Below are 20,650 nucleotides of genomic sequence, written 5' to 3'. Positions count from 1 at the left end.
GGTGCGGGACGGTCGGGACCCGACTCTGCCGGAGGCACCGCTAGGAGTTTCCTGCCAGCTCGGCGACCCGGCCCCGCACGCCCTCGAGCGCCGCGGCGATGCCGGAGACGTCGGAGCCGGAGCCCTGCGCCATGTCGGCCTTGCCGCCGCCCCGGCCACCGATCTGCGGGCCGAAGCTCGACACCAGTTCGCCGGCCTTGATGCCGAGGTCCTGGGCGGCCTTGGTGGCGGCGACGACGAACGGCACCTTGCCGTCGGCGTTGCCGAGCAGCACCACCACGGCGGGCTGCGTGCCGAAACGGCCACGGATGTCGGTGACGAGACCGCGCAGGTCGTTGCCGGAGACGCCGTCGGGCGCCTGCTCGGCGACGAGCAGCACCTCACCGATGCGGTGGGCCTTGTCGACGAACGTGCCCGCGGACGCGAGCACCGCGGCCGCCTTGGTGGCCTCGAGTTCCTTCTCGGCGGCCTTGAGACGCTCGACGAGGGCCTCGACGCGGGCCGGGACCTCCTCGGACGGCACCTTCAGCGACGACGCGACACCGGCGAGCAGTGCGCGTTCCTTCGCCAGGTAGCGGTACGAGTCGAGTCCGACGAACGCCTCGACACGGCGGACACCGGAGCCGACGGAGGACTCGCCGAGCAGCGTGACCGGACCGATCTGCGCGGACGTCTGAACGTGCGTGCCGCCGCACAGTTCCATCGAGAACGGTCCACCGATCTCCACGACCCGGACCTCGTCGCCGTAGTTCTCGCCGAACAGCGCCATCGCGCCCATCTGCTTCGCCCGATCCAGATCGGTGACGAAGGTGTTCACCGAGTGGTTGGCGGCGACGGCCTCGTTGGTGACGACCTCGATCTCCTGCTTCTGCGACTCCGACAGCTGGCCCTGCCAGTTGAAGTCGAAGCGCAGGTAGCCCGGCTTGTTGAGCGAGCCGGCCTGAACGGCGTTGGGGCCCAGCACCTGTCGCAGCGCCGCGTGCACCATGTGGGTGCCGGAGTGGCCCTGCGTCGCGCCCTTGCGCCACTCGGGGTCGACCTGTGCGAGGACGACGTCACCCTCGGTGATCTGGCCTTCCTTGACGGTGACCTTGTGCACCCACACCTTCTTGGCGATCTTCTGCACGTCGTTGACCTGCACCCGCAGGCCCGTCGCGCTGATCGTGCCGATGTCGGCGATCTGGCCGCCGGCCTCCGCGTACAGCGGGCTGCGGTCCAGAATGACCTCGACGTCCTGCCCGGCCGTCGCTGTGGGCACCCGGACGCCGTTCGAGATGAGTGCGAGCACGTGCGCCTCGGACACCAACTCGTTGAAGCCGGTGAACTCGGTGGGACCGCGGTCGACGAGTTCCTTGTAGACCGTCAGGTCGGCGTGCGCGTGCTTGCGCGACTGCGCGTCCTCCTTGGCGCGCTTGCGCTGCTCGGCCATCAGCGAGCGGAAACCGGCCTCGTCGACGCTCAGGCCCGCCTCGGCCGCCATCTCCAGCGTCAGGTCGATGGGGAAGCCGTAGGTGTCGTGCAGGACGAACGCCTCGTTGCCGCCGAAGACCTTCTTGCCGGCGGACTTGACCTCGTCGGCCTCCGCCTCGAACATCTTCGAGCCGGCGGCGATGGTGCGCAGGAACGCGGTCTCCTCGCCCACCGCCACACCGACGATGCGATCGAAGTCGGTGGCCAGCTCCGGGTACGACGGCACCATGGTGTCGCGCACGACGGTGACGAACTCGCGCATGCACGGCTTCTCCGCACCGAGCAGCTTCGCCGAGCGGATGATGCGGCGCAGCAGGCGGCGCAGCACGTAGCCCCGGCCCTCGTTGCCGGGGTTGACGCCGTCCGCGATCAGCATCACGGCGGTACGCGCGTGGTCGGCGATGACGCGGAAGCGGACGTCGGCCTCGTGGTCGGTTCCGTAGGCGCGGCCGGACAGTTCCTCAGCCTTGGTGATCACGGGGCGGACCAGGTCCGTCTCGTACACGTTGTCGACGCCCTGCAGCAGGAACGCGACGCGCTCGACGCCCATACCGGTGTCGATGTTCTTCTTCGGCAGCACACCGACCGGGGGGTACCCCTTCTTCGGGCTGAGCTCACCCCGCACGTCCTGCATGAAGACCAGGTTCCAGATCTCGATGTAGCGGTCCTCGTCGACGACGGGCCCGCCCTCTTTGCCGTATTCAGGTCCACGGTCGTAGTAGATCTCCGAGCACGGCCCACCCGGACCCGGCACACCCATATCCCAGTAGTTGTCCTCGCCGTCGCGGAACTGGATCCGCTCGTCGGGCATCCCGGCTACGCGCCGCCAGATCTCGGCCGCCTCCGGATCCTGGTTGTACGCGGTCACCCAGATACGCTCGGGATCGAAGCCGTATCCGCCCTCCTCCTGCGGCTTCGTGATCAGCTCCCAGGCGAGGGTGATCGCACCTTCCTTGAAGTAGTCGCCGAAGCTGAAGTTGCCGGCCATCTGGAAGAACGTGTTGTGCCGGGTGGTGACGCCGACGTTCTCGATGTCACCGGTGCGCACGCACTTCTGCACGCTGGTCGCGGTGTCGTACGGCGGGGTCTGCTGGCCGAGGAAGAACGGCTTGAACTGCACCATGCCGGCGTTGACGAACAGCAGGTTCGGATCGTCGAAGATCAGCGAGGCACTGGGCACCTCGGTGTGGCCCGCCTTGACGAAGTGGTCGAGGAAGCGCCTACGGATCTCGTGGGTCTGCACCTGTATTCGTCCTTACATATGTCCGTCGAATGTCACTGTGTTCGGCAGCCGTGGTCGCCTCCGAGATGCGAATCGGCCATTGGCAAGCTTAACGCCCCGGGCCAATCGATTCTTCGGCGCACGTGACGGCCCGCAGGATCCCACCGCCACCGTGACGGGAGACACGCGCCGGACGGCCGTCAGCGTCCGCGCACGATCCGGCGAAGCTTGCCGACCCGTCCGGCGATCTCCCGCTCCGCGCCGTGTGTGGTGGGTTCGTAGTAGTCGACGCCGACCAGCTCGTCCGGTGGGTACTGCTGGGGCAGGACACCGTCCTGGTGATCGTGCGGGTACCGGTAGCCGACGGCGTTGCCGAGCTGCGCCGCACCGGCGTAGTGGCCGTCCCGCAGGTGCGGTGGGACCAGGCCGGACTTCCCGGCCGCGACGTCGGTCATCGCGGCGCCCAGCGCGGCGATGACCGCGCCCGACTTCGGCGCGGTCGCGAGGTGGATGGTGGCCTGCGCGAGGGCCAGTCGAGCCTCGGGCATCCCGATCAACTGCACCGCCTGCGCGGCCGCCGTCGCGGTCTGCAGGGCGGTCGGATCGGCCATCCCGATGTCCTCGCTCGCGTGGACCACGAGCCGCCGCGCGATGAACCGCGGGTCCTCCCCTGCCGTGATCATCCGGGCCAGGTAGTGCAATGCGGCATCGACATCGGATCCGCGGATCGACTTGATGAAGGCACTGATCACGTCGTAGTGCTGGTCGCCGTCGCGGTCGTAGCGCACCGCGGCCTTGTCGACGCTGGACTCGACCGTCTCGAGGTCCACGACCGCGGGACGGTCGTCGGTCCGGTCGAGGGCGGTGCCGGCGGCGGCCTCGAGCGCGGTCAGCGCCCGGCGCGCGTCGCCCGCAGCGAGCCGGACCAGATGCTCCAGGGCGTCGTCGGTGAGATCGACGGACCCGCCGAGCCCGCGTTCGTCGGCGCGGGCACGCTCGATGACGACGCGGATGTCGTCGGAGGTCAACGACTGCAGTTGCAGTACCAGCGAGCGCGACAGCAGCGGCGACACCACCGAGAACGACGGATTCTCGGTGGTCGCGGCCACGAGGAGCACGATCCGGTTCTCCACGGCCGCCAGCAACGCATCCTGCTGCGTCTTGGAGAAGCGGTGGACCTCGTCGATGAACAGGACCGTCTGCTCGCCCTGCAGCAGGCGCCGGCGGGCCAGTTCGATGACGCCGCGCACCTCCTTGACGCCGGCGGACAGCGCGGACAGTGCCTCGAACTTGCGTCCGGTCGCGCCGGAGATCAGCGAAGCGAGGGTGGTCTTGCCGGTTCCCGGCGGCCCGTACAGCAGGACCGACGAGGCGCCGGAGCCCTCCACGAGACGCCGCAGGGGCGCTCCGGGACCGAGCAGGTGCTGTTGACCGACCACCTCCGACAGTGCGGCCGGACGCATCCGGACCGCCAACGGCGCCCCCGGATGCGACGGCCCGGCCTGCCGCGACGTCGACGTGAGCGGCTGCGACTCCGGGTCGGGTTCGGCCGCCGGAGCCTCGAACAGGCCCGCCCCGTCACCCGCCATGTCGGTGTCGCCGAAGAAATCAGTCACGCCTCGACGCTACTAGCCGTCGCCCGCGGCGCCGGCCGCCGTGGTCAGCGCCCGAACAGCGACTTGAAGAACCCCGGCTTCGCCGGCTTCTCGCACTTGCACCGCTGGGAGGCGGACACCGTGCGCATGACGCTGTCGACGTGCTGGCCACAGCCTCCCCAGGTGGTCTTGTTGCAGGTCTGGCAGGTGACGGCGTAGCACACGATGGATCTCCTCGAACGTGGTTGAAAGGTGCCACCCACGATACCCCCTGGGGTATTCAGTTCAATGTGCCGATCCCCACACTCGGTTCTCCTGGATCAGCGCTCTGTGCGGCGCAGACGTACGCGGTCGACCGGTCCGGCAAGCTCGAGTCGACGAATCAGCACGGGGTTGTCGGTGGACTGGCTCGCGTGGCGGGCGATCGCCGCGAACTGCCGCGAGCGGTCGACGTCGACGTCCACCGCGCCGTCACCGACCAATGCGACGAAACCCGCCGCGAACTCTACGTTCAACGCGTCGGCCACCGCCGGAGCGACGCCCCACTCGAGCACGTGCAACCCCCGCGCCCCGGCGACACGAACGGCCGCCGCGGTTGCGGCGCGGTGATCCGGATGACCGGTGACGCCGCCGGCCTCGAACACGATCAGCGTGACCGCCGCACCCAGGGCGTCGGACACCACGGCGTCGAGCACGGCCGGATCCTCGCCAGAGAGTCCACCGTCGGGAAAGTCGTGGAGCACGACGTCGCCGATGCCCAACTCCCGCGCTGCCGCGGCCAGTTCCGCACGGCGCACCGCACCCAGGTCGGCCGATGCACCCAGTGTGCTCGCCTCACCGTGCGTCAGGCAGAGCACCCGGACGTCGCCCCCGGCCGCGGTCAGCGCCGCCAGCACCGCACCCAGGCCGAAACTCTCGTCGTCCGGGTGGGCCACCACCACGAGCGCGGGCCCCCACCCGGCCACCTCATCCCACGTGAACTGTGGAACCGCATGCTCCAAACCGACCGCCCCCTCACCGTCCCGGGTCGGCCCTCACCGGGCGATCGCGCCGGTGCGGAGAAACGACCGAGAAGTCAGATTCGCTCGTGCAACCGGCTTGCCACGAGACCGGCGTGTTCGGCGATGACGCCGTGCCCGGACCGCTCCGCGAACCGGGCCAGACCGTCCCACCGCGCCGTCAGAGCCTCCACACGCGGCGCCGACAGCTGATGGTCGCGCACCGCAGCGATCCGGGTGTAGTCCTCGGGCAGGAACAGGAAGGTGCTGAGCCACACCCACACGAGCTGCGCGTCGAGCACACGTTCGGTGAGGAAGTCGTCGTCCGCGAGCACCGGCCACATCCCGACGACCTCGGCGCGCCACGCCTCGGTCATCGCGCTGGCCCGCTCGTACGACAGCTCGATGCTGCACAGGCACGCAGGGAACGACACCAGCGCGTACGCGAGATCGAGCGTCGCGTCCCGGAACCCGCCCCACTCGTAGTCCAGGAACCGGACACCCTCGTCGTTGACGATGATGTTGTCCGGGCACAGATCGGACGGGCTGAACGCGCGGAAACGTCCACCGCCGAAGAGCCTGCCGGCGCGCTCGGCGATCGCGAGCACCTCCGGCGGCACGTCGATGTCGAGATGCTCGGCGAGCAACGCCGGAACCACCTCGAGCGAGGCGGCGGCCTGCTCGGCGACCACGTCGCCGCAGTGCGCCACCTCCGCGCGCCGCAGGAGCGCGGTGAAGTCCTCCTCGCGTCCGACGGTCGCCGCGTGCATCCGGCCCAACGCCTGCGCCATCGCCATCAGCGAGTTCGTGACGGTGTCCGGATCGGCGTTCTTGAGCAGCGTGGCGAACGGCGTGGAGTCACCGAGATCACCCAGGACCAGCAGCCGGGTCTCGAAGTCGTAGGCCAGCAGTTCCGCGCCCGGTCGACTCTCGGTCGCGAGTGCCGTCGCGAACTGGTAGGAGACGGCCTCACGGAGAAACGCGACGTCGACCGTGGTGGTGTCGGCGGTGCCCTCGAACTCGATCCGCTGGGAGTCCGTCTTGCGTGACGTCTCACGGACCTGCTTGATCACCAGCGTCCGAGGCAGCGAGAACGGATTCTCGGCGACCCGGACACGCAGGACGACGGTGCGGCCGCTCCCCCCGAGATCGACGGGGTCGACGAGCCGGACCGGTGCCCCGGTCCGACGAGCGAGCAACTTCTCGGCTGCGGCAACTACCTCGGAGAGGGGTTCCGCCAATATTGCGGTCATCGAGCACCAACTTACCCGGCGCGGCCGCTCACGGCCCGACAATCGACGCCCGCCCCGCCGCCCGCATCTCGCCGACCTGGACAAATGCCGGGTCACAGGTCGGTCACGGCCGCTTCGCGGATGCCGGCAGATGCCGTGCGACGACGGAGCCCCGCGCCACGACGAGATGCGTGACGCGGGGCTCCGGTTCGGGACTACTTCGCCTCGGAGGCTTCCGGCTCCGGCTTGAAGTCGATTCCGGACTCCTTACGCTGCAACTCGGTGATCGCCGCCGGAGCGTCGGTCAGCGGATCCACGCCGCCACCGGACTTCGGGAACGCAATGACCTCACGGATCGAGTCGACGCCGGCGAGGAGCGCGGTGATGCGGTCCCAGCCGAACGCGATGCCGCCGTGCGGCGGGGCACCGAACGCGAAGGCGTCGAGCAGGAAGCCGAACTTCTCCTCCGCCTCCTCGTGAGAGATGCCCATCACCTTGAAGACGCGTTCCTGGATGTCCTTGCGGTGGATGCGGATGCTGCCGCCGCCGATCTCGTTGCCGTTGCAGACGATGTCGTAGGCGTAGGCGAGCGCCGAACCGGGATCGGTATCGAACGTGTCGATCGACTCCGGCTTGGGCGAGGTGAACGCGTGGTGCACCGCGGTCCAGGCGCTGTAGCCGAGGGCGACGTCGCCGCTGGCGGTCGCATCGGCGGTGGGCTCGAACATCGGGGCGTCCATGATCCACACGAAGGCCCAGGCGTCCGGGTCGATGAGGTCCTGCTTGCGGGCGATCTCGCCGCGGGCCGCCCCGAGCAGTGCGCGCATCGGCTTGGTGGCGCCGGCCGCGAAGAAGATGCAGTCACCGGGCTTCGCGCCGACGTGCGCGGCCAGGCCCTCGCGCTCGGCGTCGGTGAGGTTCTTGGCAACCGGGCCACCGAGGGTGCCGTCCTCGCCGACCAGCACATACGCCAGGCCCTTGGCGCCACGCTGCTTGGCCCACTCCTGCCAGGCGTCGAGCTGCTTACGCGGCTGGCTCGCACCGCCGGGCATGACGACCGCGCCGACGTACTCCGCCTGGAAGACGCGGAACGTGGTGTCCTTGAAGAAGTCCATGCACTCGACGAGCTCGATGTCGAAACGCAGATCGGGCTTGTCGGAACCGAAGCGGCGCATCGCCTCGGCGTACGTCATGCGTGCGATCGGCGTGGTGATCTCGTGTCCGATGAGCTTCCACACCGCGTGCAGGATCTCCTCGGCCAGCAGGATGACATCCTCCTGGGTCACGAAGCTCATCTCGATGTCGAGCTGCGTGAACTCCGGCTGACGGTCCGCGCGGAAGTCCTCGTCCCGGTAGCAGCGGGCGATCTGGTAGTACCGCTCGATGCCGCCGACCATGAGCAACTGCTTGAACAGCTGCGGGCTCTGCGGGAGGGCGTAGAAGTTGCCGGGCTGCAGGCGGGCGGGCACCAGGAAGTCGCGGGCCCCCTCGGGCGTCGACCGCGTCAGCGTCGGGGTCTCCACCTCGACGAACTCGTGGTGCGCCAGCACGGAGCGGGCCGCGGCATTGGCCTTGGAGCGCAACCGGATCGCGTGGCCCGGGCCCTCCCGGCGCAGGTCGAGGTAGCGGTACTTGAGCCGCGCCTCCTCACCGGCCTGATCGTCGAGCTGGAACGGCAGCGGGGCGCTCTCGTTGAGCACCTCGAGTTCGGTGGCGTTGACCTCGATGGCGCCGGTGGGGATTTCGAAGTTCTGGTTGCCCTCGGGGCGGACCTCGACCTTGCCGGTGACCTTGACGCAGTACTCGGCGCGCAGACGGTGCGCCTGCTCGAGCACGTCGCCCGCACGGAACACCACCTGGGAGACGCCCGACGCATCGCGGAGATCGATGAAGATCACGCCGCCGTGGTCGCGACGCCGCGCCACCCAACCGGTGAGGGTGACGGTCTGCTCAGCGTGCTCGGGTCGAAGCGAGCCGGCCAGGTGGGTGCGCAGCACGGGATTCCTTTCACAAACTTCCAGCACAATGGTCGATCCGTGCGTCGTGCACGGTGTCTTTCTCTGCTGCGATCCTACGGAGGCCCCTCGGGTATTCGGAAACGCATGCCCGGATTGCTGGAATGCTGTTACGACCAGCACAGGAAGTTCGGGACAGGAGCTATCGCGATGACGTTCAACGACGACGTCCGCATCAACGCCGGGCGCGTCTCCGTCGGAGGCGGGGGCGGCAGGCGGGGCGGCAAGATCGCGCTCGGAGGCGGAGCGGGCGGCCTGATCATCCTCGTCCTAGCGCTGCTCCTGGGCGGCGATCCCGGCTCGATCCTGGGCGGGCTGTCCGGGGCCACCGGCACCCCCTACGACGCGGGCACCAGCGCCGTCAGCGGCGCGACGCTCGAGAACTGCGAGTTCGGTGTCGACGCGAACCGCGACGTCGGCTGCCGTGTCGCGGGTACCGCGGAGAGCCTCGACGCGGTGTGGGGCGTCCAACTCCCCACACAGACCGGCGTGAAGTACATCGCACCGGAGGTCATCCTCTTCTCCGGTGCGATCAGCACCGGGTGCGGCAACGCCACCAGCGACGTGGGGCCATTCTACTGCCCGGCCGATTCGACGGCCTACTTCGACACCAGCTTCTTCCAGCTCCTCGTCGACCGGTTCGGCGCCAACGCCGGTCCGCTGGCGCAGGAGTACGTGGTGGCCCACGAGTTCGGGCACCACATCCAGAACCAGCTCGGCGACATCGGGCGGGCGCAGCAGGATCCGCGCGGCGCGACGTCGCAGGCCGTGCGCACCGAACTCCAGGCCGACTGCTACGCCGGCATCTGGGCGCACTACGCCTCCACCCAGCCCGGGCCGAACGACCCCCAGCCGTTCCTGAAGCCGCTCACCGACAACGACATCCGCGACGCGCTGTCGGCCGCGTCGGCGGTGGGCGACGACCGGATCCAACGGTCCGCCGGTGCACGGGTGAACCCCGAGGGCTGGACCCACGGGTCGTCGGACCAGCGCCAGGCCTGGTTCCTGGCCGGATACGGCACCGGTCAGGTGAGTGCATGCGACACCTACTCGGCCCGCAGCCTGGACAATCCCCCGGCACTGCGATGAGAGGCCGCCGCATAGCCTGTCTTCGACACTCGCAGTAGATCGTTCGAAGGAGGCCGCCGTGACGACCGTGCACCGTGAGCGTGCGCTCGACGCACCCGACGAGGTGGCGCTGCGCGACGGCCGCGCCGAGTTGTCGTGGTCCGACGTCGAGTCGGTCGTGAACCGGGTCGCGAACGCGCTGCGCGAGCACGTCGTCGGCCCCGACCGTCGGGTCGCGGTGTTCGCGCGCAACTCGGCGGAGACGATCCTCGCGCACGTCGGCATCATCTACGCAGGCTGCTCGCCGGTGCCGGCGAGCGCTCACCTGACCGCCTCGGAGCTGGCCTACATCCTCGAGGACTCCCGCGCCGACGCACTGTTCGTCGGCGCGGAGACGGCGGCGGTGGGTGCGGAGGCGGCCCGGGCGGCCGGGGTGCCGCTGGTCGTGGGCTGGCGGTCCGACGGCGCGAGAGTCGTCGACTGGGACGCCTGGCTGGCTGCGGCGTCGGATGCCGCTCCCCCGACCGAGGTTCCGGCGATGCCCTTCCTGAGCTACACGTCCGGGACCACAGGCCGGCCGAAGGGCGTCAACAGCCTCGCCGGGAGCCCCGATCCGGGCGCGAGCGTCGACCGGTACGTCCGGTCGATGGGTGCATTGCCGCTGGCACAGTGGCCCGGACATCTCGTGGTCGGCCCGCTGCACCACACCGGCCCGCTCGGTGGCGTCCGCCTCGTCGCGGCCGGACGTCCGGTCACGGTCCTCGAGAGGTTCGACGCCGAGACCGTCCTCGCGACGATCCAACAGCACCGCATCACGACCACGCTGATGGTGCCCACACATTTCCACCGGCTGCTGTCGCTGCCCGACGACGTCCGCACCCGCTACGACGTCAGTTCACTCCGGCTCGTCACGCACACCGGTGCCCCGTGTCCACGGGACGTCAAGCGCGCGATGATCGACTGGTTCGGCCCGGTGCTGTTCGATTCCTACGGGGGCAGCGAATCCGGCCCGCTGTGCGGCATCACGAGCGACGAGTGGCTGATCCGCCCGGGCAGCGTCGGCCGGGTGCGGCCACCGTTCATCCGGGCCGTCGCGGTCGGCGCCGACGGAAGCGAACTGCCCACCGGGCACGAGGGCCGTCTCGCGTTCGAGGAACGCGACGGCCGTTCGGTCGCCTACCTCAATGCCGACCAGAAGACGTCCGATGCGCTGATCCGTCCCGGCCTGTTCACCCTCGGTGACGTCGGCTATGTCGACGATCAGGGCTTCGTGTTCATCACCGACCGTGAAACCGACATGATCATCTCCGGCGGCGTGAACATCTATCCCGCCGAGATCGAGACCGTGCTCGCCACCCACCCGGGCGTCGCCGACGTCGCGGTGATCGGTGTGCCGGACGCCGATATGGGCGAGTCCCTGCTGGCGCTGGTGGTCCCCCGCGGGCAGGCGCCGTCGGCGGCCGATCTCGTCGAGCACTGTCGCACGTCGCTCGCGGGCTACAAGGTCCCGCGCGTGTTCGAGTTCCGCGACGACCTCGGGCGCACCACGATGGGAAAGCTCACCAAACGCACCCTGCGGGCTCCGTATTGGACGGCGCACTGACACCGTCAGTCGCCGTCGTCGCGATCCCGATCGTCATTCTCCGACGCCCCGGACTCCGCGCCCACTTCCTGGACCAGTTCGTATCGGCGGCCGTACGTTTCGACGATCGCCTGGATCACCGCGACGACCGGCACCGAGACCAGCGCGCCGACCGCTCCGAACAGTGAGGCCCCGACGATGACCGACCCGAAGGCGACCGCGGGATGGATCGCGACGGTCCGGGACGTGATCCGCGGGTGGAGGAGATAGTTCTCGATCTGCTGGTACGCGGTCCCGAACAGCACCACCCATACCGCGTCGAGGGGTTGCGCTGCCGCCGCGATGATCGCGGGCAGCCCGATCGCGAGGTAGGTACCGATGGTGGGGATGAACTGGGAGACGACGCCGGTCCAGATCGCGAGCGGAAGCCAGTACGGGACGCCGATCACCAGGAAGAAGATCCCCGTCGCGACAGCGCTGCATGCCGCGAGGATGACGCGGGACACGACATACCCGCCCGCCTTGTCGACGGAGATCTCCCACACGGTTGCGATCACCTTCTGCTGGCGCGCCGGGAACCAACCCGAAATGGTCTTGCGTAGTTGCGGTGCCTGCGCCGACATGTAGAAGACGAACAGCAGCACCGTCGCCGCCTGGAACACGGCGCCGACCAGTGTCGACACGACACCGAGGACCCCGGGGGTGAACCTCTCGGCGAGGCTCTGGATGGTCTCGGGCGTGATGTTGATCAAATCCTTGCCCGTGGCGAAATCGGTGCCGAACTGCTTGTTCGCCCATTCCGTGACGTGAGTGAGGGCGTCGGGCAGTGCGCCGAGCAACTGCGCGAGTTGCTCCGCGAGCAACGCACCGAAGATCGCGATGAACCCGATCGCGAACAGGATCGTCCCGAACAGCACCAGCCCGGTTCCGGCGCCCCGCCGGAGCCCGGCCCGTTCCAGTCGGTCGACGACCGGTTCGATGGTCACGCTCGCGAGCCACGCGAGGAAGAGTATGCCGAGGAAGTCCCGGATGTGAACGAACATCCAGCCCGCGATCTGGTACGCCGCAACCGCGAGCAGGACGTAGACGATCGCCACCCGTAGCGAGCGCAGATTCACCATGCGAGCGAGGTCGCCGATCGACGTGCGTCCGTCCGAGCCGCCCTGCGAGTCGCCTTGCGTGTCATCGCCGCTCATCGCACCCTCCGCCCCGATTGCCGCCCTACCGCGGGAACCTACCCGTCCCAGCAGGATTCGGCGGGGAGGTTCCCCGGCAGAAGTCCCCCCGATCTCCGGGGGTGGACGTTCACCCCGGGACGGTATATAGATTAATTATCTACCTACTTAATCCCGAGGAGCGTCCCATGGGCGAGGCGTACATCATCGACGCGATCCGTACCCCGGTCGGCAAGAAGAACGGCGCCTTGGCGTCCGTCCACCCGATCGACCTGGGAGCGAGCGCAATCCGTTCACTCCTCGACCGCACCCCGATCGACCCGGCCGCCATCGACGACGTCGTCTTCGGCTGCGTCGACGCGATCGGCGGCCAGGCCGGCAACATCGCACGCACCGCCGGCCTGGCCGCAGGGCTGCCCGAGCACGTTCCCGGGGTGACCGTCGATCGGCAGTGCGGGTCGAGCCAGCAGGCCCTGCACTTCGCCGCGCAGGCGGTGCTGAGCGGGACCGCCGATCTGGTCGTCGCGGGCGGCGTCCAGAGCATGAGCCGTATCCCCATCTCCGCAGCCATGACGGCCGGCCGCCGATACGGGTTCGAGGAGCCGCAATCCGGTTCCGCCGGATGGCATCGGCGCTACGGCAACGAGGAAATCTCCCAGTTCCGCGCCGCCGAACTCATCGCCGAGAAGTGGGGCATCAGCCGCGAGGACATGGAGCGGTGGGCTCTGCGTAGTCACGAGCGCGCCCGCACGGCCGCAGCACTGGGCCGCTTCGACGCCGAGATCGCCCCCGTCGGCGCGTTCGCGGCGGACGAGTGCCCGCGGAACACGAGCCGCGCGGCGATGGCCGCCCTGCCGACGCTGCGGCCGGGCGGACGCGTGACCGCCGCGCTGGCGAGCCAGATCTGCGACGGCGCGAGCGCGACGCTCGTCGCGTCCGAGGCGGCCGTCCGGGCACACGGCCTGCGGCCGCGCGCGAGGATCCATCACCTGAGCGCCCGCGGCGACGACCCGGTCTTCATGCTCACCGCGCCGATCCCGGCCACCGAACACGCGTTGCGCCGCACCGGGATGCACATCGACGACTTCGACGTCATCGAGGTCAACGAGGCCTTCGCATCCGTGGTGCTGGCCTGGGTCGCCGAAACGGGGGCCGACCCGAACCGCGTCAACGTCAACGGCGGCGGGATCGCGCTCGGTCACCCGCTGGGCGCGACCGGAACCAAGCTGTTCGCGACGATGCTGCACGAGCTCGAGCGCACGGGCGGGCGGTTCGGCCTGCAGACGATGTGCGAGGGCGGAGGAACCGCGAACGTCCTGATCGTCGAACGACTGGACTGAGCCTGCCCGTTGACATATGTCCGTAGCGACCTTCTCGGTCGAGTCCCACCGGGACATCGTCCGGCTCGCAGTCACCCACGAGAAAACACCACCTACGACAATCGCCACACCCTCGACACCTGGGCGATCGACCGCGTGGCCGAACGGGCAAGCGGGACACCTGGCCTGCGTGAGCGCCGGCCCCCGCACCGAGAGAGGTACGGGGGGGCCGCGGCACGTGCCGGTGGGCACCCGTATCGGCGTGAGTGCTCGCCACCGTCACGGTCACTGCGGTTCCGCTGGACGCGGGGTTCGAGCCCTGCCCAGCGGCCGAATCCCGAGGGACGGGCCGGCGCCTCAGAACAACGTCAGCGCGGGCGCTGCTCCGGCACCGACAAGTTCGCGGCGGTCCGGGACGGCAACGGCACGATGCTCCGCATGCCCTCCCAAGCCGTACTTCTCGACCATCGGCTCCACCCGCGACCGGAGCCAGGCCTTGTACTCGGGTGTGACGTAGGCACCGCGACCGTAGAGTTGCCGGTACCTCCGGACCAGCGCGGGATGTTCGGACGCGAGCCACTCCAGGAACCACCCCCGGGTGCTGCCCCGCAGGTGCATCGGGAAGATCGTCACCCCGGTCGCCCCGGCCTCGGCGATGGCGGCCAGCAGCCCGTCAAGGTGCGCGGTCGAATCGGTCAGGTACGGGATCACCGGGGCCACCATGACGTTGCACGGCAACCCGGCGTCGGTGACGGCTCGGATGAGTTCGAGCCGCGCCCGCGGCGACGGCGTCCCCGGCTCGACGGCCTTCTGCAACTCGGGATCGTGGATCGCGAGCGACACCCCTACGCCGACCGACACCCGTTCGGCCGCGTGCCGCAGCAGTGGAAGATCCCTCCGCAGCAGGGTGCCCTTCGTCAGAATCGAGAAGGGCGTGCGTGATTCGGTGAGCGCACCGATGATGCCCGGCATCAGCCGGTAGCGTCCCTCGGCGCGCTGATACGGGTCGGTGTTGGTGCCGAGCGCGACGTGATCCCGTTTCCACGAGCGCCGGGACAGCTCGCGCCGGAGCACCGCGGCGATGTTCATCTTCACCACGACCTGGGAATCGAAGTCGTGCCCCGAATCCAGATCCAGATACTCGTGGGTGGGCCGCGCGAAGCAGTAGCGGCACGCGTGAGCGCACCCCCGAAAGGCGTTGACGGTGAAGTCGAACGGCAACGACGCACCCTCCGGCACCCTGTTGAGCGCGCTCTTGCAGAGCACCTCGTGAAAGGTGATTCCCTCGAACTCCGGCGTCTGAATGCTCCGGACCAGGCCGGCACGCTCGAGACCTGGAAGCGCGCCGTCGTCCGCGTCGAGCGTCTGACCCTGCCACCTCATGACCTCAGTCGAACATGCGTGCTAACTCGTGTCAACCGATTCTTCGAAGAACTGTTCGATGCCGGCGGTGTGAAGTCCCGCCACATGCCCGAAACATTCGACTGCCACAATCTCCGACCATGACCAGAATGAACATCTCCTCCGGGTCCGAGTGGGAGCCCAAGATCGGCTACTCCCGCGCAGTGCGGATCGGGAACCAGATCGCGGTGTCCGGCACCACCTCCCCCGGCGCCACCCTCGAGGAGCAGACGCGCGGAGCGCTCGCGACGATCGCGGCATCGCTGACCGAGGCCGGGGCTTCGCTCGACGACGTGATCCGCACCCGCATGTACCTGCGGGACATGTCGAAGTGGGAGGAGGCCGCCCTCGCCCACGGTGAGGTCTTCGGCGAGATCCGCCCGGCCACCACCATTCTCGAGGTGAGCGCGCTCATCGACTCCGACCTGCTGATCGAGATCGAGGCCGACGCCGTCGTCACCGACTGAGCGCGTCACAGCCGCCGCAACGGGCCGCACCGTCGAGGACTCCTCGACGGTGCGGCCCGAACCGTTCCGAGCGGACCGATGCGTCCCGGCCGTGTCGAGCGTCCGTCAGAACATCAGGACGCCGCGCGTCGCCAGCCAGGTGATGGGGTCGGTCTTGATTCCGCCCGGCAGATCGACCTCGAAGTGCAGGTGCGGGCCGGTCGAGTTGCCCCGGTTACCGACGTTGGCGATGCGCTGGCCGGTGAACACCCGCTGGCCGACGGAGACGAAGTTGACGTCGTTGTGGCCGTAGGTGGTGACCGTGCCGTCGTTGTGCCTGATCCGGACCCACAGACCGAATCCCGATGCGGGACCGGCATTGATGACGGTGCCGTCGGCCACCGCGTAGATCGGCGCGCCCATGTTGGCGGCGATGTCGATGCCCATGTGCCCGCCGCCGAAGCGGGTGGTGATCGGCCCGGAGGCCGGCTTGGCGACGCCACCGAGGCTCCCCAGGCTGCCGAACGGCAGCCCCGAACTGGAACCGAGGTCGAAGCTCTGGAGCGCGCCCGCGACGTTGTTGATCGCGCCGGCGGCGTCGTTGATCGCGCCGGCGGCGTCGTTCAGGAACTGCGCGATGTCGGCCGATCCCGGTAAGGGTGGAAGCGCTGGTTGCGCTGCTGCAGTCGATGCGGACCCGATCACGAGGGCTGTCGTCAGACCAGCACCTGCCAATGCACCCGCAACCAACCGCCGGAATCCCAACCGCAACTTCGCGCTTCCCATGCGTGCACCCTTCTCGAAGGTCGAATCAGGTCCGAATCGGACCGGTTGAACCACAAGAAATCGAGCCCGTCAGATCACGGGTGGAACAGAATCCGACGGTCGCGGGAATCAGTCGACGAACCGAGCGAGGGCACGACGTCGACATCATCTGCGCGGGTCCGCCTTTCATCCGGGATGGCGCAACCCCGCGCACCAGTCCTGTCGGTTTCCTTGTGTGCGGTGACGGTAGCAATGACTGGGCGATCCGGCGACCGATTCGTTTCAGCTCGTCCGAAGACGGCGGGGCCGGATCCGGACGGACCGGGCGATCGGGAACCGGTGATCGTGCAGGTCGCCGACGCCGTCCTACCCCGGATCGATCCCGTCGATGATCGCCTGGACCACGGCACCGTAGCGGCGGACGAGCTCGTCGCTGCCGAGGATCTCGGGTGGCAGGAGACCCACGGTCCGCAGGCCCGTGGCGAGACCGAGGAGCGCCGCGACGACCATCTGGGTGGGCAGTCGATCCGCGGAGGTGTCGCCGATCTTGGACGAGATGCCACGGATGTAGCGTTCCCGCGCATCCGCCTGCGCGGCAGCGCGATCGGGCGCCTCGTGGATCAGCAGGGGCATCATCACCCACGGCTCGGACGCGTCCTCGTCGCGGCGTTCGACGATGTTGCGCACCATCCGGTATCCCACCGACTCGTTCTCGCAGACGTGTGGATCGTCGGTGGCCGACGGCAGTGACGGCGCTGCGGCCGAGTACAACTCGGCTTTGCTCCCCATCAGCTTCATCACCATCGCGGGCGAGCACCCGGCGCGTTCGGCGACGTCCTTGATCGTGGTGGCCGTGTAGCCGCGATCGGCGAACAGGGCTCGCGCCGCGTCGATGATGTTCTCTCGCGTGGACTTTCCGCTCACCCGCACAACCCTAGTCATGTCGGCGTCGAGGTCCGCGCCTCGGCGGATGCCGTCACGACCGTGGACATGCGAACCTTCCGTGCCGTCCGCGGAATGAACCATGCGACGCCGGCCGCGAGGATCGCCATGCCACAGGCGACGGCGAACACGGTCTGGAAGGCCGCGAGTGTCGGCAACTGGACCCCGGCGACCTCCATCGTCATCGCGGTGAGCAGCGCGGTGACCACCGCGCTCGAGGTCGAGGTGCCGATCGAGCGGAGCAGCGAGTTCAGGCCGTTGGAGGCAGCGGTTTCCGCGATCGGCACGGACTGCATGATGAGGATCGGCATCGCGGAGTACGTGATCGCGGTACCGATGTTGACCATCATCGACCCCAGGACGATCACCTCGATCGACCCGTTGAACAGCACCCGGAACACGTAGGCGACAGCGAGGATCAACGCACCGGTGATGAGCGTGATCCGAGCGCCGAATCGTGTGGTGATCTTCGCGGACAGCGGCGAGAAGACCACCATCGACAGACCCGCCGGCACCATGCACAGTCCGGCCGTGAACACGCTGAGTCCGAAGCCGTAACCGGTCCCCTCCGGCATCTGCAACTGCTGCGTGGTCGAGAGCATGTTCGCGAACATCGCGAACCCGACGATCATCGACGCCAGGTTGGTAAGCAGGACCGGACGGCGCGCGGAGGTCCGCAGGTTGACCATCGGATCCTTCACCCGCAGCTGGTACGGCACCCAGACCGCGAGCACCGCCGCCGCGAGCACGAAGCACCCGATCGTCCGGCCCGATCCCCACCCCCAGGATCCGCCCTTGGAGATGCCGAGCAGGAGGGACGCCAGCGCGACGGACAGGACGAGTGCGCCGAGGAAGTCGAAGCGTCCCGGTGTCCGCACCTTCGATTCGGGAACGACCAGGACCACGGCGACGAACAACAGCGTCCCGGCCCCGGCCGCGATCCAGAAGACCGCATGCCAGCCGAGGTTCGCATAGATGACCCCCGCCAACGGGAGTCCGAGCGCGCTGCCCATGCCCAGCGTCGCACTCATCAGGGCGGTCGCTGCCGGCACCTTCTCCCGGGGAAGTTCGTCACGCATGATCCCGATGCCCACCGCGATCAGCGACGACGCGAATCCCTGCAGGCCGCGTCCGATCAGCACCGCGACGAAGGTTCCCCCGAGGGCGGCGATCACCGACCCACACACCATCATTCCCATCGCGACCAGCATCATCCGCCGCTTTCCGACCATGTCCGCCAGGCGCGAGACGATGGGGGTCGCCACAGCCGCCGTCAGGAGCGTGATCGTGACGAGCCAGAACGCGTCGTCGGCGCTCACCCCGAGGATGCCCCGGAGATCGGGTAGCAACGGGATGACGAGCGTCTGCTGGAGCGATACGACCGTGCCGCACAGGCACAGGACCGCGGTGATGAGTGCGCTGGATCTGCGGGTGGGTGACGGAGCTTCCGAGAGCGTCGCGGGCGCGGGACGTGCTGACAATGGATCATCTCCGATAGTGCGTGGTGAATGGTCGTTCACCACCGAGTGAACACCCATTCACCACGCCGACGCAAATCGATTCCCACTCGATTCCCACGATCGGCGGCCCCGCCGGCGATTCCACCCTGCTCCGAACACGCCGGAACACCTCGATCCCGCCCGGCCCGAGGCGGTTGCGGAGTTGTCCACAGCCCCGCACCGACACGGCGTGCGCACCTCGACTCCTCCGCTACAGTGTCACCGGAACCATTGACTGGGGGGTCGACATGGACGGATTCACTGCTGCGCCGGACGAAATCCGCGCATACGGGGACATCGCGGCGCAGACGGCCGCACACATCGGAGCGGCGGGTGCGTTCGACGCCGCCGCCGACGTCGCGGCGCTGACGCCGGTATTCGGTGTCATCGGCGCCGACTTCCTCGCGACGTTCGCCGCAACACGGGTGACGCACGCGAAATCGGTTGCGGCCCTGGCGAACGTGTACGCCGGCACGAGCTCGGTCGCGCACACCGTCGCCGCGGCGTACGACACCACCGATCGCGCCACCGGCGCAGTCCTCGGTGCCGCACGAGACACGCTGGGGGGGAACGCATGATCCCGTCGGATCCCACGGCACCGGGGAACGACCAGCCGACGGTGCTGGATCTCCTGCAGGCATCGCCGGTCGCGCCGGTGCTCGACATGCCGGTTCCCCGTACCCCGATGGAGGCACTCGCCGCGTCGCCGATCGGGCCGCTGTTGGAGACACCGTTCACCGACATCGCGGCCGGCGCACTACCGCCGATGCCGCCGATGCCGGCGCTACCGCCTCTGCCGCCTCTGCCGGGCCTGGATCAACTGCTGCAGCCGATTTCCGAACTCGCCGGTGCGTTCGGCACAGGCGCGGTCGGTGGTCTCGATCCGACGGCGATGCTGCAGCAATCCTCGTCGAGCATCGACACCGCACTGTCGGTGGGCCTGTCCGCGCTGAAGACCCTCGATCAGGTCTGGGAGGGGCAGGCCGCACTCGCTGCCCAGTCCCGTGGCCGGCAGGCCTACGTCGCCGGTGAGCAACTGAGCGTGCGCGGAAACGAGATCGCCGCCGTCACTCAGGAAGCGGCGGGTTCGGTGGCCCGCGGCAACGCGAAGCTCCTCGCAGTCGTCGAGTCGTTCGTCGCGACCGCCGTCTCCGCCGCGCCGGTGGCCCTCACCCCACCGGGGCAGACCATGCTCATCGCGGCCGCCGCCGATCACCTCCAGCGCGCATTGACCGTGGTCGCCGAGACACGCGCCGAACTCGCCGGCCATCAGTCGGCGATGGCAGCGCTGGGGGCCGAGGTCCCGGTGCCGGCGGCGCCCGCGCCCGCTGCCGGCCTCATGTCCGGGAGCGGTCCGTCGCCGATCGCGATCGCCGGTTCGCTTCTCGAATCCGTCGGAAGACCTGTCGCCGGGAACGTCCCCCGACAGATCGGCGACTACGCCGCGGCACCCACCCTGGCCGCGGGGATCAGCGGGGACTTCGCGCCCGCCGCGACGCCACCGACGACCGCCTTCGGCGCCGGCGGCAGCGCAGGCGCGGGCGGCGCCTTCGGTTCGGCGGCGTCAGGGTTCCTCGGCGGCATCGGCGGCGGAGGTGCGGCGGCCGCCGGTTCGGCGGCGCGGGGCCCGTCGTCCGCACCATCCCCGGTCGTCGGTGCTCCCACCGCCGGCCCCGTCGGACCGGCCGCAGCGGCTGCCGGCACCGCCACCTCGGGCGGTTTTGCACCCGGCGCAATGACATCCGGGGCGTCGGGGGCGCGCAGCGGCTACGACGACTCCGTGGATCGCGACACACCGGGATACCTCGTCGATGCGGTGCGGGGCGACGGCATCGTCGGCGACCTCCCGATGGTGGCCCCGGCCGTCATCGGCGGCATCGACCCCGCCGACCTGGGGGTCGACGAGTTCGACCGGTTCTGA

General features: G+C 69.1%; 17 protein-coding genes. 6 read left to right on the top strand and 11 right to left on the bottom strand.

All coding sequences use genetic code 11. The annotated features are described in order from the left end of the window. Positions 1-40: 40 nt before the first annotated feature. From alaS to aspS, 6 genes are all read right to left on the bottom strand, one after another. On the bottom strand, positions 41-2,713 hold the full coding sequence (alaS, locus tag IJ15_RS0120565) for an alanine--tRNA ligase (protein ID WP_031940223.1): 2,673 nt from the start codon (positions 2,711-2,713) through the stop codon (positions 41-43). 179 nt (positions 2,714-2,892) lie between these two features. Then, positions 2,893-4,308 carry a replication-associated recombination protein A gene (locus IJ15_RS0120560; protein WP_031940222.1) on the bottom strand — a complete coding sequence of 472 codons (1,416 nt, stop codon included), beginning with the start codon at positions 4,306-4,308 and terminating at the stop codon, positions 2,893-2,895. 44 nt (positions 4,309-4,352) lie between these two features. Then, positions 4,353-4,511: a hypothetical protein gene (locus IJ15_RS26490; RefSeq protein ID WP_197059876.1), complete on the bottom strand. Its 159-nt coding sequence runs from the start codon at positions 4,509-4,511 to the stop codon at positions 4,353-4,355. A 96-nt stretch (positions 4,512-4,607) separates the two neighbouring features. Then, the gene (locus IJ15_RS0120550; protein WP_156112172.1) at positions 4,608-5,288 is read right to left on the bottom strand and encodes a PIG-L deacetylase family protein; all 681 of its coding nucleotides are present in this window, start codon (positions 5,286-5,288) and stop codon (positions 4,608-4,610) included. A 74-nt stretch (positions 5,289-5,362) separates the two neighbouring features. Beyond that, entirely contained in the window at positions 5,363-6,538 is a 1,176-nt protein-coding gene (locus IJ15_RS0120545) for a phosphotransferase family protein (protein WP_031940220.1), read from the bottom strand. Positions 6,539-6,732: 194 nt separating this feature from the next. Continuing rightward, on the bottom strand, positions 6,733-8,514 hold the full coding sequence (aspS, locus tag IJ15_RS0120540) for an aspartate--tRNA ligase (RefSeq protein WP_031940219.1): 1,782 nt from the start codon (positions 8,512-8,514) through the stop codon (positions 6,733-6,735). Positions 8,515-8,682: 168 nt separating this feature from the next. Here aspS and ypfJ point away from each other — a divergent pair, with 168 nt between their 5' ends. Next, complete coding sequence (gene ypfJ / locus IJ15_RS0120535; protein ID WP_031940218.1) at positions 8,683-9,621, top strand: KPN_02809 family neutral zinc metallopeptidase; 939 nt, start codon at positions 8,683-8,685, stop codon at positions 9,619-9,621. Between the two features lie 58 nt (positions 9,622-9,679). Next, on the top strand, positions 9,680-11,203 hold the full coding sequence (locus IJ15_RS0120530; protein WP_051919307.1) for an AMP-binding protein: 1,524 nt from the start codon (positions 9,680-9,682) through the stop codon (positions 11,201-11,203). A gap of 5 nt (positions 11,204-11,208) precedes the next feature. On the opposite strand, the gene IJ15_RS0120525 is transcribed toward IJ15_RS0120530, so the two are convergent. After that, on the bottom strand, positions 11,209-12,378 hold the full coding sequence (locus IJ15_RS0120525; RefSeq protein WP_031940216.1) for an AI-2E family transporter: 1,170 nt from the start codon (positions 12,376-12,378) through the stop codon (positions 11,209-11,211). 167 nt (positions 12,379-12,545) lie between these two features. Here IJ15_RS0120525 and IJ15_RS0120520 point away from each other — a divergent pair, with 167 nt between their 5' ends. Further along, a complete protein-coding gene (locus IJ15_RS0120520) occupies positions 12,546-13,697 on the top strand; it encodes an acetyl-CoA C-acetyltransferase (protein ID WP_031940215.1) in 1,152 nt (383 codons plus the stop codon). Positions 13,698-14,033: 336 nt separating this feature from the next. Here IJ15_RS0120520 and IJ15_RS0120515 read toward each other — a convergent pair whose 3' ends face one another. Beyond that, positions 14,034-15,059 (bottom strand): Rv2578c family radical SAM protein, encoded by a 1,026-nt coding sequence (locus IJ15_RS0120515; RefSeq protein ID WP_031940214.1) that lies wholly within the window; start codon positions 15,057-15,059, stop codon positions 14,034-14,036. 119 nt (positions 15,060-15,178) lie between these two features. Between IJ15_RS0120515 and IJ15_RS0120510 the strand changes: the two genes are divergently transcribed. Then, positions 15,179-15,544, top strand: coding sequence for a RidA family protein (locus IJ15_RS0120510; RefSeq protein ID WP_031940213.1), 366 nt, complete (start codon positions 15,179-15,181; stop codon positions 15,542-15,544). Positions 15,545-15,649: 105 nt separating this feature from the next. On the opposite strand, the gene IJ15_RS27085 is transcribed toward IJ15_RS0120510, so the two are convergent. From IJ15_RS27085 to IJ15_RS0120495, 3 genes are all read right to left on the bottom strand, one after another. Beyond that, positions 15,650-16,309: a M23 family metallopeptidase gene (locus tag IJ15_RS27085; protein ID WP_051919317.1), complete on the bottom strand. Its 660-nt coding sequence runs from the start codon at positions 16,307-16,309 to the stop codon at positions 15,650-15,652. A gap of 345 nt (positions 16,310-16,654) precedes the next feature. Continuing rightward, positions 16,655-17,212 (bottom strand): TetR/AcrR family transcriptional regulator, encoded by a 558-nt coding sequence (locus IJ15_RS0120500; RefSeq protein ID WP_231569615.1) that lies wholly within the window; start codon positions 17,210-17,212, stop codon positions 16,655-16,657. Between the two features lie 14 nt (positions 17,213-17,226). Next, entirely contained in the window at positions 17,227-18,711 is a 1,485-nt protein-coding gene (locus IJ15_RS0120495) for an MFS transporter (RefSeq protein ID WP_231569614.1), read from the bottom strand. Positions 18,712-18,977: 266 nt separating this feature from the next. On the opposite strand from IJ15_RS0120495, the gene IJ15_RS0120490 reads away from it, so the two are divergent. Together IJ15_RS0120490 and IJ15_RS0120485 are read left to right on the top strand one after the other, a co-directional pair. After that, positions 18,978-19,307, top strand: coding sequence for a type VII secretion target (locus IJ15_RS0120490; protein WP_031940209.1), 330 nt, complete (start codon positions 18,978-18,980; stop codon positions 19,305-19,307). Then, positions 19,304-20,650 carry a hypothetical protein gene (locus IJ15_RS0120485; RefSeq protein WP_031940208.1) on the top strand — a complete coding sequence of 449 codons (1,347 nt, stop codon included), beginning with the start codon at positions 19,304-19,306 and terminating at the stop codon, positions 20,648-20,650. Before IJ15_RS0120490 ends, IJ15_RS0120485 begins: the two co-directional genes overlap by 4 nt.

The sequence above is a fragment of the Prescottella defluvii genome (assembly GCF_000738775.1).
GTDB classification, from domain to species: Bacteria; Actinomycetota; Actinomycetes; order Mycobacteriales; family Mycobacteriaceae; genus Prescottella; species Prescottella defluvii.
This window is presented reverse-complemented; position numbering and strand designations above follow the sequence as displayed.

Excerpts from the sequence above, each read along its gene's own strand:
- IJ15_RS0120490 (WP_031940209.1), top strand. The coding sequence starts at position 18,978 with ATGGACGGATTCACTGCTGCGCCGGACGAAATCCGCGCATACGGGGAC.
- IJ15_RS0120510 (WP_031940213.1), top strand. The coding sequence starts at position 15,179 with ATGACCAGAATGAACATCTCCTCCGGGTCCGAGTGGGAGCCCAAGATC.
- IJ15_RS0120485 (WP_031940208.1), top strand. The coding sequence starts at position 19,304 with ATGATCCCGTCGGATCCCACGGCACCGGGGAACGACCAGCCGACGGTG.
- IJ15_RS0120515 (WP_031940214.1), bottom strand. The coding sequence starts at position 15,059 with ATGAGGTGGCAGGGTCAGACGCTCGACGCGGACGACGGCGCGCTTCCA.
- IJ15_RS0120525 (WP_031940216.1), bottom strand. The coding sequence starts at position 12,378 with ATGAGCGGCGATGACACGCAAGGCGACTCGCAGGGCGGCTCGGACGGA.
- IJ15_RS0120520 (WP_031940215.1), top strand. The coding sequence starts at position 12,546 with ATGGGCGAGGCGTACATCATCGACGCGATCCGTACCCCGGTCGGCAAG.
- IJ15_RS0120545 (WP_031940220.1), bottom strand. The coding sequence starts at position 6,538 with ATGACCGCAATATTGGCGGAACCCCTCTCCGAGGTAGTTGCCGCAGCC.
- IJ15_RS27085 (WP_051919317.1), bottom strand. The coding sequence starts at position 16,309 with ATGGGAAGCGCGAAGTTGCGGTTGGGATTCCGGCGGTTGGTTGCGGGT.
- ypfJ (WP_031940218.1), top strand. The coding sequence starts at position 8,683 with ATGACGTTCAACGACGACGTCCGCATCAACGCCGGGCGCGTCTCCGTC.